This window comes from bacterium (assembly GCA_037128595.1).
In the GTDB taxonomy this organism is placed as follows: domain Bacteria; phylum Verrucomicrobiota; class Kiritimatiellia; order CAIKKV01; family CAITUY01; genus JAABPW01.
Genome location: JBAXWB010000017.1, coordinates 1 through 13,031 on the forward strand (window position 1 = coordinate 1; position 13,031 = coordinate 13,031).

Here is a 13,031-nt window from a genome sequence, read left to right on the forward strand (position 1 = left end):
GTATTCGGGACGCTGGCCGTGTAGTTGGTGCTCGCCGCTGCAAACGTCGGGCTCAAGGTTCCGGAGCTTAAGGTCAGACCCGAGAGTGTGCAGATATTGGAAATCCGCGTCACTTTCACCGTGTAGCGTGTGGTGCTGGTGCCGTCCTGCGCGGTGACCACGGTGGTGATCGTGTTGGTTCCTACGGCCAGCAGGATCGGTCCGCTGGCGGCCCCCGACGCGACGTTCGTCCCGTTGACCGTCACCGTGGCCGTGGCATCAGCCAGCGTGGGCGTCACCGTGATGGCGGAGTTGGTATTCGGGACGCTGGCCGTGTAGTTGGTGCTCGCCGCTGCAAACGTCGGGCTCAGTGTTCCCGCGCTCAGTGCAAGGCCCGAGAGGGTGGAAACCGTTGAAGTTCTCGTCACCGTGACACTGTAGGTCTTAGTGGACACTCCATCCTGCGCGGTCACCACGGTGCTGATCGTGTTGGACCCAACCGACAAGGGGATGGACTGGCTGGCGCTGCCCGAGGTTACGGGTGTTCCATTGACGCTGACGCTTGCCACGTCGGTCAAGGTCGTCGGAGTCACGGTGCCAGATGACACTGCATTGGGCACACTGGCGGTATAATTGGTAATCGCCGGATCAAAGGCCGGGTTCAGCGTTCCGGAACTCAGCGTCAAATTAGCCAAATCGGCCGGGGACACACTGACGCTCCTATATCCCTGCCACGTCGGCGAGGTGAAGCCGGTTCCTGCATTGAAGTTGAAGTAATACACGGTGAAATTAGGAGCCGTGTTGCTAAAGACGCCTACGCCCATCGCTGGCGCACTGCCCATGAATCTTGCGACCTGCAGGCCAGGGCAACCAGCGAACGCATTTGTCCCGATGCTGGTGACGCCTTCTGGGATCGTGACGTTGGTCAGGTTGCAAAAATAGAACGCATAGGCCTCGATGGCCTTGACGCTGGAGGGGATCGTGACGCTGGTCAGGCCGGAATAATAGAACGCACCCATGCCGATGTTGGTGACGCCTTCTGGGATCGTGACGCTGGTCAGGTTGCAAAGATAGAACGCACCCAGGCCGATGCTGTTGACGCTGGAAGGGATCGTGACGCTGGTCAGGCCAGTGCAATTTCCGAACGCATTTGCACCGATGCTGGTGACGCCTTCTCGGATCGTGACGCTCGTCAGGCGAGTGCAGGAGTTAAACGCAAAGCTTCCGATGTTGGTGACGCTGCCCGGGATCGTCACGCTCGCCAGGCTGCTGCAATACGCGAACGCACTGGCCCCGATGGAGGTGACGCTGGTCGGGATCGTGACGCTGGTCAGGCTCGAGCAGTATTGAAACGCATCTCCGATGCTGGTGATGCCGAAAGCGAACACCACGCTCTTCAGGTTCCTGCAATTACCGAACTGCTCCAGACCGGTGGGGGGGCTGGCGGTGGTGGTGCCGGGAAAGATCGTCACGCTCTCAAGCATGCCGCATCCATAGAACGCTCTGTAGCCGATGTCGGAAGGGATCGTCACGCTCGTCAGGCTGGTGCAATACGCGAACGTTTGATCCCAGATAATAAGGACGCTGGTCGGGATCGTCACGCTCGTCAGGCTGCTGCAATACGCGAACGCACTCTTGCCGATGGAGGTGACGCTGGATGGGATCGTCACGCTCGTCAGGCTGGTGCAATACGTGAACGCACTATTGCCGATGGAGGTGATGCTGGAGGGGATCGTCACGCTCGTCAGGCTGAGGCAATAATAGAACGTTTCATCCGAGATAATAAGGACGCTGGAGGGGATCGTCACGCTCGTCAGGCTGGTGCAATACTTGAACGCTCTCTTGCCGATGGAGGTGACGCTAGAGGGGATCGTCACGCTCGTCAGGCTGAGGCAACCATCGAACGCATCGTTGTCGATGCGGGTGACGCTGGAGGGGATCGTCACGCTCGTCAGGTTGCTGCAACCATCGAACGCATAGGCCTCGATGGCCTTGACGCTGGAGGGGATCGTCACGCTCGTCAGGCTGCTGCAACCCTCAAACGTTGCTTCACTGATGGAGGTGAGGCTGGTGGAGATCGTCACGTTCGTCAGGCCGGTGCAGTATTGGAACCCATACCCGTTAATCCCGATGCTGGTGACGCTATTGGGGATAGTGATGCTGGTCAGTTTGCTGCAGTTAAGGAACCCAAACCCGCCGATCATGGTGACCGGCTTGCCATCAATGGTCGCTGGAATATCAACCGCGCCAGTGGCATAAGTTGGATAGCCGACGATGGTGATACTAGTCCCGTTGTCGATATAATCGAAAAGTCCGAACGTCGCCGCCGACAGAGTGGACGCCATGCCGCACAAGGCCACGAGGACGGCGCAGAAAATGCGGGCAGGCGTCGTCACGCGGGCGGCGCGGAGGTGGATCGGCGGGGTTTCACGCTGCGCGGTAAGCGATTGAAAAAAAATAGATTTCATAGCCACATTCCCCGTTTTTGTTCCATCAACTTTCCTCGCCATATACCTTGTCTCTTTTCTGGCACTACGTGAACATGCCCGTTTATTTATCCTTGCCCCGATGTTGTAGCGTTTACCCGCGGCGCAGTAGTTGCCAAGGCGTATATGATTGTAGACTTGGGTTGTCCACATGTTTTCCGGGTTGGCGCGGTTGTATGTGCCGGTAAAAGGCAGCAAGAGCTCATCCTGTTGGCATGTAACGCGGTTTTGGGTATTTTCTGTTTTCTTGATCTGGATCAAGAATGGAAGGTTGGAACAGGTGTAGATAATGTCCCTGCTTGCCGCCGTTCGTCGATTGTTTAGCGTCGATCGCATCTGGCTCGTAATGCTCCGGGATTCAGAGGGTCGTGGATACGGCACCTCATTGACCGATATTCAATAGCAGGGCATACCAATTCACATTTGAATTTCTTGACATTGATGAGACGGAGGCGTTATTTTCGAAATTAACCCCACAGGAGCCCCGGCAAATGAATCCACTTCAACGACTGATGTTGTTCGTCCTGTTGTGCGCGATTCAAGGGGTTCAGGGGCAGGACTTAACAAATCTCTATAGTTTCAGTGATGCTGCGGGACAGTATCCTGTGGCCGGCTTGACGCTAGCGGGCACCAAGTTGTACGGGACAACCAGTCAAGGTGGCGATTACACCTGCGGAACAATCTTCTCGGTAAATCCGGATGGGTCAGGATTCACCGTCCTGCACGCGTTCAGCGGTGCCGATGGCGCCCAACCTGCAGGGCAACTGCTGGTGTCTGGCAGCACGCTCTATGGTGTTACACAAAACGGTGGGGATAGCTACAACGGCACCGTGTTCGCGATTGGCACGGACGGAACCGGCTACACCAATCTTTTCAGTTTCAGCGGCTCGGATGGCGCGAATCCTCTTGGTGGATTGGTGTTATCGGGCGGAGTGTTGTATGGCACCGCCTCATCCGGCGGTGCGAACTGGTACGGGGTGGTGTTCTCGGTCAATGTGGATGGGACCGGATACGTGGATCTGCATGATTTTTCCGGCGTTGACGGGCAGAATCCGATAGGGGAAATGGTGTTGGATGGAAGCACGCTCTATGGCGTCACACAAAACGGCGGGGATAACTCAAGTGGTAATCTATTCGCGATCGGAACGGACGGAAGCGGTTGTACCAATCTTCACAGTTTCAACGGTACGGATGGTGCGAATCCTCTTGGGGGGGTGGTATTGTCAGGCGGAACGTTGAGTGGTACCACCTCATCCGGCGGAGCGAACGGGTGCGGGGTAGTGTTCTCGGTCAATGTGGACGGGACCGGATACGTGGATCTGCATGACTTTACCTGGGGGGATGGACAGAGTCCGGCAGGCAGACTGGCGGTCTATACCAATGCATTGCACGCCGTCGCCTTTGGCACCGCCAGTTCCGGGGGAGGGGCAGGACAAGGGGTTATTTTTCAGGTCAACCTGGATGGCTCCGACTTCAGGGATCTGTATCAGTTTACAGGGGGGGATAACGGGGGCAGTCCGCAAGGTGCGCTGAGTCTGTCGGCAGAGGGGTTGCTGTATGGCACCACTTTTTCCGGGGGTACCCATGGCAATGGATCGGTTTACTCGTTGGCGATCCCCGTATTGCCGCTGGCCGATGTGATCATCACGACGCCCGCAACCGACAGCCTGGCCCTTGATGCCGGGGGGACCGTCCAGGGCATAGTCACGGCAATCTCGCCGGTGACCGGCGTGTACTATTCGTTCAATGGAGGCAGTTGGACGCTTGCGTCCACGACGGACGGGTGGAGTAACTGGTCGGCATCGGTGACCTATACCACGGGCACCAACATCCTATCCGCTTATGCCATGGGGACTAACGGTCCCATCTCCCTCACGAACAGCATCCGGGTGTCGTTCGGCGTCCTGTATCCTCTCCATGTGTTTGGTTCCGGGGACGATGGGGGCGGTCCCAGTACAGGCTTGTTGGAACTGGGAGGGAAATTCTACGGCATATGCAGGTTTGGAGGGAGTTCTGGACTGGGGACGGTCTTCAGCGTCAACACGGATGGTTCCGGATATGCTGAACTTCATAGTTTTTCCGGAGACGCGGACGGCAGTGCTCCTCAGGGGAAGTTGGCGGTGAGCGGCAATACGCTGTATGGAACGACCCTATACGGGGGCTCGAATTACTGCGGCACGGTGTTCTCCCTTCACGATGACGGCTCGCACTATACGATCCTCCGCGTTTTTGCAGACAGCGACGGCGCCTATCCGCAGGCAGGCGTGATCATTTCCAATGATGTCCTCTATGGCACAACGTCGAATGGCGGTCAGAACGAGCGCGGCACGGTGTTCGCCCTGAATGTGACCAATCTGACGTTCAACACGCTTCACAAGTTTACGGGGGGTCCTGATGGGCGCAATCCGTTGAGCGGCCTGACGTTGTCATCGAATGGGCTATACGGCACCACCTCGTCCGGAGGAACTGCCGGCTGCGGTACCGTCTTCAGCCTTCAAACGGATGGGAGTGGATTCGCTGTGTTGCACCACTTCCAGGGGAATCCGGACGGGAATCGCCCTCAAGGCGGCCTGCTGATCTCGGAGGCACGGCTCTACGGTACGACTTTTTACGGAGGGGTGGACGATAATGGCACGGTGTACGCCGTGAACTTGGATGGATCGGGATATTCCGTGCTCTATCGCTTCAAGGGCAATCCTGACGGGAGTATTCCACAAGGGGATCTGCTGCTGAAGGGAGGCCTGTTGTTTGGAATTACCTCGTTCGGCGGTGCGGGCGGTGCGGGGACGATCTTTGTGATCGACACAGAAGGGACGTTTTATGGCCGGCTATGGGATTTCAATAATACGGCGGCGAACCCGGAGGCCGGATTGGTTCTGTCAGGCTCGACCCTTTACGGGACGACCACATGGGGCGGTGCGGGCGGCCAGGGGGTGTTGTTCATGCTGGACAGTGCGGTCTACAGTCCAATGATGACAAGCCCGGCGGCCAACGAATTGGTCTTCCACGCCAGCGGATTCATCAGCGGCAGCCAGATCACCAATCTGTTGAACACGAATGCTTCGGTGGCGAGAGTCTATTACTCCTTGAACGGCGGCACATGGGCTGTGGCGGGCACTACCAACGGGTGGAGCGACTGGACGATCGCGACGGGCTTTATTTTCGTGACAAACACCCTGGCGTTGTACGCGGCGGATGACCTTGGGCACCAATCTCCGATTGCCACATATCCCTTCTATCACACGCATTTCATGAGACCGATGGCGCAGGCGTCCATTTTCGCTAGCGGCTATGTTATCGGAGGTACCGCAGAGACCAATGTTCCGGTTGCCGGGGTGTATTATTCCCTGAATGGAGGGGAGTGGAACCTGGCCGCAACCACGAACGGCTGGTATGATTGGTATTCCCCCGTGGCGCCCGTCCTGAGTCCGGGAATCAACACCCTCTCCGCGTATGTAAAGGACACTTTGGGTAACAATGAAGCCACGAATACCATCCAGACCCTGTTTGTGGTGAGCCCGGTGATCCGCAACTTTGGCGGTGTCATGGAGTCCCCTAAAGGGCACTTGGAGCAATTGGACGGCAAGATCTACGGCATGGCGGGAAATTACCTCTATTCCATCAATGTGGATGGGACGGGGTTTGGCCAGGTGAACAGTAATGCCATCGATCCAGCGGTGTGGGGGGTGGTCAGTGACGGCAGTCGGCTCTACGGTTCAACCGGGAGCAAGGTATTTGCCATCAATACCGATGGGAGCGGGTATGCGACACTGTTGACCGGTCTACAAGGGGCGGCCGGGCTGGCGGTTTCGGGCGACACCTTGTACGGGGTGACGGATGATGGCGATCCGGCGGGTGGGGTGGGGCCCGGCACGGTGTTCAGTGTGCAGACTGATGGCAGTGGATTTGCCCGGTTACATGCCTTCCGCGGCAGCGATGGCGACAGCCCCAGGGCGGCGGTGATTGTGGACCGCGATACGATCTACGGAACGACGACCGGTGGCGGCACGAACGGGTCCGGTACGGTGTTTTCCATGAAGACCAATGGCGCGGCCTTCACGGTGCTGGCCAACATCCCCGGGGATGGGATTACCAGCGAGAGCGCGCTGACCCTGGACGGCGATACCCTGTACGGAGTTTGCCAGGGCAACAGCAGCGGCAAGGTCTTTGCCGTGAAGACCAATGTCACCGGCTTCACCACCTTGTACCAATATCCCTCCTCGCTGGGTGGTTTCAGCGGCCAGAAGGGCGCCTTGGCCGTGGTGGGATCTGCCTTGTACGCCGCCCAGGTCGATAGCGGTTTTTGTGGCAAGGGGCTGTTGTATTCCATTCGGACCAACGGCACGGGGTACACAGAGATCTACCATTTTGCCGGAACTCCAGACGGCGACTATCCGAATTCCGACTTGTTATTGGTGAGCAACCAAATCTATGGCGTGACCGAGCAAGGCGGCATCAACGATAGTGGCGCCTTCTATGTGGTGAACCTCCCCAATGAACTGACGGCGACCAACCTGACCTTCTACCGCAACTACCAGATCGCCTGGCAACTCCGGGTCAGTGATCTGTTCGCGAATGTGGGCAACAGCGCGAGTTTGTCCTTCGACCTCGCCTCCATCGGCACGAGCACCAACGGCATTGTTCCCGCGGTGTCCGGCGGCTACCTTCAATACTCCAATCCCAATCTGGTGGATGATCTGTTCACCTACACGGTGACCAACTGCCTCGGAGGTAACGCCACGGGAGTGATTACCCTGAAGGCCGTTTCCGCGCAACTGCCGGGCGGTATCGTCAACCAACTGGGCGTTGACGGCGGCGTTGCCACGATTTCATTCTGCGGCGTCCCTGTGTTGCTTTACCAGGTGCAGGTCTCGACCGATCTGGTCAGTTGGACGACACTGGAAACGACGAACGCCCCGCCCAGCGGACGGTTCCAGTACATCGACCTCGATCCGCCGTGGCCTTGTGGTTTCTACAGGCTTAACTGGAATGGAGACTGACTCGCCACGATCATTTGCGGCGAAGATAACGGCGCCCACTGGAGATACGAGCCAGGCTGGTACACAGGCTGCTATCTTCATTTCTCCCTATTACGAACCTGTCCCCGCCAGTCTTAATGAGAATTTGGGCCCGGGTAATTCTTGATGCAGGTCAAGGAAATTGAAAATAGTAAATCTCGAGTTGACGCCCTGTTGACAGGCGATTTACATGATTATGCTTTGATTGCGGGATTGCCTAGTGTGTTGATCCGTTGACAGTAGAGTGGCCAGATTATAAAGAACTTTCGGGATATTGATGGGAAAGGATAATGACCGATGAATCTGATTCGCAAACGTATAATGGGTATGGTCGCTTCGCAATTGTTTCTTTTTGCAATGACCAACTGGGCGATTGTTTAAGTTGAACCGCCGCGACGGTGGGTCGGATCAATGAAAAAAAGGTTACTTAGTTTTTCAGGAAAACTCCGTGTGCCACTGGCCCCGGTGTCACGTCCAGTGCGGAACTGGAAGCATGCGATCTGGGGGTTTGTAGCCGCCGCATTCGGTATCCTGGCTATTACCGGCGTGGCGGCTCTTTCCGGCCATGAATTGTTGATCGGTTCATTTGGCGCTTCGGCGGTGCTTCTCTATGGGACACCTGATAGCCCTTTAGCACAACCTCGCAATGTGCTCGGTGGACATATCCTTTCTGCGCTGGTCGGTTGTGTTATGGCTAGGTTTGTCGGTTTCGGCCCGCTCGCTCTGGCCGGTGCGGTGGGGCTTGCCATTGTGGCGATGTATCTGACACATACGACGCATCCGCCTGGCGGTGCCACGGCGCTCATTGCCGTCCATGATCATGCGAAATGGATGTTTCTGCTGTTACCGGTTGCGGCGGGTGCGGTGATCCTGGTGACGATTGCGGTTTTCGCCAACAACATCGTCAATCATCGTCAATACCCAAAGCACTGGTGGTAATTGGACCCATTTATTCAAGCCACGGCAGCAACTGCCGCTTCGACCGTGGGCACTTGCATGCGGGCCAGCAGTTCCGGGGTTGTCCGGACTCCACATTTTTCCATGAGCCGGGCTTTGTAGGTGCCGATGGTCTTCTGGCTGACGCCCATACGTCTCGTCAGGGTCTGTTTGCTCTGGAGCATCTGCGATTGGCCTGCGATTGTTGGCCTCAATTTGAACGCGAACTAAAGTTAGTAGCAATAGCCATTGGAGCCAAACCAGCAACCCGTGACGTTCACCCAGGTCCCCCTGGTTTCGCCCCAGCCATTATTGACTTTCCAGTAGCGCTCGGTATTCAGGTTGACTCCGCAAATATAGTAATTACGGCACTTATAGGCGTAGGCCAGGGGATAATGCGCATAGTAACCCGTGCCCACGATGGCCGGATGCCCGTATTCCTTGATGGATCTGATGGCCTGGTTACGCGGTCCATAGCCGAGATAGGGCACGCACCAGTCGGTGGTAATGGTCATGTTTACGCCTCCGAGGAGTAACTGCTGATGGAGGGCCCACTTGTATCCCTCGTCCATATCCCACGGGTTAGTGGCGCCTGCGGATCCGGAGCAATAGGTTCCGATCTGGTTAAAAAGGTATTGGATGCAGGAATTCACATCGCTGTTATTGTAAACTGGTGTAATACCGAAACCGTTGATCAGATTGGCGACCCCGGCATCCCAGTATCCATAGAACATCGCCCACGCCGTGGCCCCGCAGCCGCTATAACCGTCCGGGCAACAGCCTGGGAGCGCCCTTATCTGGGTATAGAGTTTCTGTTGCCACCAGTCCCCGGCGTTATAGGTGCTCCAATTACCCCAATGGCCCAAACCCAGGGCCTGCTGGGCTGGCGGCCCAACCCGAATCAGGAAACTATCCCCACCGCCTCCAGCGTAGAAGATATGCAGTATTGTGCCACCGGGTGTCAGGCCGGTCGCGTTCAACCCCGGTTTGCCGGGCACAAGTTGCAGGTCCACGATCTCCGGCTCTTCCACGGCGAACCGGGCGATGGATTTTGAGGCCAGGATGTTGGTCATGATATTTTCGCCCACCTCGATCAGATCCGGCAAGATGTCGTCCTGAAACATCCAGTCCATTTTGACGGACAGCGCCTGGAAAGCTCGCAATTTCGGGTATAGAGGCCCATTCAGGTAGTCGTCTTTGAACTGGGCATAATTGGTGTAGGCCGTCCCGGTAAAATTTGGCCTGTCAGGTACCAGAAATATTTGCCCATTCTCCACCATACTTACCGTCCGGTTTGTGGAGAAATCCAGGATTTCCTCCGGATACTGAACGGGCGTGCCACCCAGGTTGGCCACCGCTTCGCCCTTCGCATTTTCCGCCACCAGGATCGACTGGCAGTAGCGCACCGCTTTGACCTGGGACGTTTTCGCCAGGTTGCGCAGCTTTTCCACCTGGGTCAGGCCATCGGTGCTGAACTCCGGGATCGGCACATCCTGGTGGGTCAGGGAAACCAGGATAAATCCCCGATCGGCTTTCTGGGCCAAAGGAGGGCTGTTGAACGGGGCCGTTGACCCTGCTTCCACCGCCTTCCGGATCACCTTGAATTCCAGGTAGGCGGGGCTATTGCCGCCATTGATGGCGGGGTTGTACACCGGGTAAACCACCGGGCCTAGTTCCGCATTTTCCCAATCCTCCTCCTGGCAGCTGCTCAAATGCTCCTGCGCTATGGCCAACGCCTCCTTGGAAACGGCGTTTGAAACTTCATTCAGGGAGAATCCCGTGGGGATGCCGGATGCGTCGGTTGTTTGGATCCGCAGTCGATAGAAAACACTTGTGACATTCGATGAATTATCATTCAAAGCGTTGTCAAACTGGCCGTCCATCAGCCCGCCCTCCGGGGTGGCCAACAGATTACCGGCGTGAATCTCCTGCCAGGTTTCGCCCAGTGCCTTGGTTTTCTCCAGATACACGACTGGGACCGCCCCTTGGGCGCACTCAGCGGCGGCTAGGCATGCGGTGGCTATAATAAGGGCCAGTGAACTGGATTTCATGATACGGAGTTTATTTGTCATAAGCCTCGATTTTAAAAAAAACATACGCCCCCCTTGTTGTCTACGATGTCGATAGCCTATCTCGCGACTTAAGCAGGTTACAAGCGTGGTAAATACCTCAATTAGAGTAGGGGTGTGGCTGGCCGTGGGGCGGGAATCATGATCAAGATCCACGGCTTGAATACGTAATCGCCTGACTGGCCGGTCGATGGTCAGGGTTTCGGTTCAGCCGCCGAAGCGGTGGCCGCAAGGAGTGGTAGATAGACCTTGAAAGTTGAGCCGTGCCCGACGGTGCTCTCGACTTCAATGAAGCCATTGGAGGCCGTGACGATCCCATGTACCACCGAAAGCCCGAGCCCGGTTCCGTCGCCAACAGCCTTGGTCGAGAAAAACGGTTCAAATACCCGCTCCAGGTGCTCGGACGGAATGCCACACCCGGTATCCTGAACGGAAAACCGTAACCATCCCTCCGGTGCGCCGACTCCCGCGGGGTACGCGACCTGTCCCGGCTCCTCCAGGCGCAGGGTCATGACGCCGCCTCTGTCACGCATGGCGTGGCAGGCATTTGTGCCCAGATTCATAATGATCTGTTGGAACTGAACCGGGTCAGTCAGGATCACATCGTGTTTCGTTTTTATCTCCAGCGCGATGTGGATGGTGACAGGCAGAGTGGCGCGAAGCAGGGCGCATGTTTCCTTGATAATTGGCGTAACGGCGACGGCGACATGCTCCTGTTCAGTTTGCCGGCTGAAAATCAGCAGTTGTCTGACCAGTTCCGAAGAATGGCGGCTGGCCGTCATGATTTGCTTCAAATCCCCGCAGAGCACCTGATTGTTTTCCGCCTGCTTCAGTGCCATCGCGGCGAAACCCGTGATGGCAAAGAGCATATTGTTGAAATCATGGGCAATACCACCGGCCAGGGTCCCAATGGCTGCCATTTTCTGAGCCTGCCGCAACTGCTGCTCGCTTTGCCGTAATGCCATTTCGGACTCTTTGCGGGCGGAGATGTCGCGGATGACGCTTAACAGCACTTCTTCGCCGGCGATCTGAACCCCCCTGGAACTGATTTCGACGGGAAGCAGGACGCCATCTTTGCGTTTATGCCAGGTCTCGAAAAGAACGCCGCTGGCGAGCGCTTCCTCCATCTGATGCCGGATGACTTCGGGGGCCTCATCAGGTCGCAGATCCCGGATTTTCAAACCGAGTAATTGCTCCCGGGTGTAGTGGTACAATGTTTGCGCCGCCTCATTGGCTTCGATGATGCGGCCGTCGAGCGTGATGAGCAAAAATGCGTCCCGGGCGTGTTGCAGGATCAGTGCGTAGCGGCTCTGGACCACTTCAGCCTGTTTGCGCGCGGTGATATCGTGCAGGAATGCATAAATCCGGCCATCCAGGTGCGGAACGTAATGGGCGCTTACTTCCAATTCAATGAGTCGACCGTCACTGCGGCGGTGGAGGGTCTCAAAGCGCTCGCGGCCAAGGGTTACAATCCGTAGCACACGGGCCAGGAACTTCTCCTTGGCTCCCTCCCCGGCAACATCGAAAATGGTATGCTGGAGCAGTTCAGTTTTGTCATAGCCAAGCAACTCACAACAGGCCTGATTACAGTCAAGGATGCGACCCTGAAGATCAATGACCCAAAAACCATCCAAAGCGGAGTCAAGCATGGTTTGATATTGCAGCTCACGGGCAAGCAATGCGGTTTCCACTGGATGCGTGTGATGTGCCAACAGGTCGCTACTCATTATGCCTTTTGCTTCGGACGATATTCCTTATCCGGCCCTCAAGTGATTCATAATAGAACTGTATTTCCATATTTGACAGGTTTAAACGTCACTGCTTTTACTGGTTTTCCGTCAAGGATTAGGGTAATAGGCTGTGATGCAAGGAGTGAAACCGATTCGAGTTGCGATTGTTGAGGATGAGGTCCTCGTTGCCAGCATGCTTTCAGCCTGGGTGAGCCGGAACGAACATTTCACCTTTGCCGGAGCAGCCCACAATGGCCGGGAAGGGTTACAACTCTGCCTTCAGACTAGACCGGATGTGGCGCTCATTGATGTGATGATGCCGGACATGGACGGTATCGCGCTGGCTGAAGCGCTTATGAAGGAAGTCCCCGGAATCAAGATTGTCATTTTGTCCGCCCGTTTAGATCCCTACTGCATCCATCGCATCCAGCGTTTGGGGATTCCCGGCTATGTTGATAAATCCAGCACCCCCGACGTGGTGACCGAGGCCATTCTGGCGGTGGCCCGCGGTGAGACGTTTCAGACCCCGGGCTATTCCGCCCGGTTGCAGCATCTCCGAAGTGATCCTGTCGCTTTTTTTAAAATCCTCTCCGGACGGGAGGTTGATGTTTTGAGATTGCTTACCAAGGGATACAATTTGGAGCAAATCGGCAAACAGATGGGAGTCACCTTCCACACGGCTCGCACACACCTGCGCAACATCCGGAAAAAACTGGATGTTCACAACACGCTGGAGCTTCTGTCACACGCCAAGAAAAACGGCTTTTTCTGATGGTCCCTGAAACCGGGTCGAGACTACGCTAAAAGGAGTAT

7 protein-coding genes are annotated in these 13,031 nt (G+C 56.4%); 3 read left to right on the forward strand and 4 right to left on the reverse strand.

Going from position 1 to position 13,031, the window contains the following annotated elements:
* Positions 1–2,447 (reverse strand): leucine-rich repeat protein (locus WCS52_11440; protein ID MEI6167799.1); only part of this gene is annotated, 2,447 nt, incomplete at its 3' end.
* Positions 2,448–2,956: 509 nt separating this feature from the next.
* Here WCS52_11440 and WCS52_11445 point away from each other — a divergent pair.
* Both WCS52_11445 and WCS52_11450 read left to right on the forward strand, forming a co-directional pair.
* Complete coding sequence (locus WCS52_11445; GenBank protein MEI6167800.1) at positions 2,957–7,465, forward strand: choice-of-anchor tandem repeat GloVer-containing protein; 4,509 nt, start codon at positions 2,957–2,959, stop codon at positions 7,463–7,465.
* A 429-nt stretch (positions 7,466–7,894) separates the two neighbouring features.
* Positions 7,895–8,422 carry an HPP family protein gene (locus tag WCS52_11450; protein ID MEI6167801.1) on the forward strand — a complete coding sequence of 176 codons (528 nt, stop codon included), beginning with the start codon at positions 7,895–7,897 and terminating at the stop codon, positions 8,420–8,422.
* A 14-nt stretch (positions 8,423–8,436) separates the two neighbouring features.
* Here the strand turns inward: WCS52_11450 and WCS52_11455 are convergent, their stop codons facing one another.
* The 3 genes from WCS52_11455 to WCS52_11465 all read right to left on the reverse strand — a co-directional run bounded on the left by WCS52_11455 (position 8,437) and on the right by WCS52_11465 (position 12,215).
* Entirely contained in the window at positions 8,437–8,604 is a 168-nt protein-coding gene (locus WCS52_11455) for a hypothetical protein (GenBank protein ID MEI6167802.1), read from the reverse strand.
* A gap of 48 nt (positions 8,605–8,652) precedes the next feature.
* The gene (locus WCS52_11460) at positions 8,653–10,491 is read right to left on the reverse strand and encodes a hypothetical protein (GenBank protein ID MEI6167803.1); all 1,839 of its coding nucleotides are present in this window, start codon (positions 10,489–10,491) and stop codon (positions 8,653–8,655) included.
* Positions 10,492–10,682: 191 nt separating this feature from the next.
* Positions 10,683–12,215, reverse strand: coding sequence for a PAS domain S-box protein (locus WCS52_11465; protein MEI6167804.1), 1,533 nt, complete (start codon positions 12,213–12,215; stop codon positions 10,683–10,685).
* Positions 12,216–12,360: 145 nt separating this feature from the next.
* On the opposite strand from WCS52_11465, the gene WCS52_11470 reads away from it, so the two are divergent.
* Positions 12,361–12,990 carry a response regulator transcription factor gene (locus WCS52_11470; protein ID MEI6167805.1) on the forward strand — a complete coding sequence of 210 codons (630 nt, stop codon included), beginning with the start codon at positions 12,361–12,363 and terminating at the stop codon, positions 12,988–12,990.
* The last annotated feature ends 41 nt before the right edge of the window (positions 12,991–13,031 follow it).

Bases quoted from the DNA above. Each gene is read 5' to 3' on its own strand.
- WCS52_11445 (MEI6167800.1), top strand. From the start codon at position 2,957: ATGAATCCACTTCAACGACTGATGTTGTTCGTCCTGTTGTGCGCGATT.
- WCS52_11450 (MEI6167801.1), top strand. From the start codon at position 7,895: ATGAAAAAAAGGTTACTTAGTTTTTCAGGAAAACTCCGTGTGCCACTG.
- WCS52_11455 (MEI6167802.1), bottom strand. From the start codon at position 8,604: ATGCTCCAGAGCAAACAGACCCTGACGAGACGTATGGGCGTCAGCCAG.
- WCS52_11460 (MEI6167803.1), bottom strand. From the start codon at position 10,491: ATGACAAATAAACTCCGTATCATGAAATCCAGTTCACTGGCCCTTATT.
- WCS52_11465 (MEI6167804.1), bottom strand. From the start codon at position 12,215: ATGAGTAGCGACCTGTTGGCACATCACACGCATCCAGTGGAAACCGCA.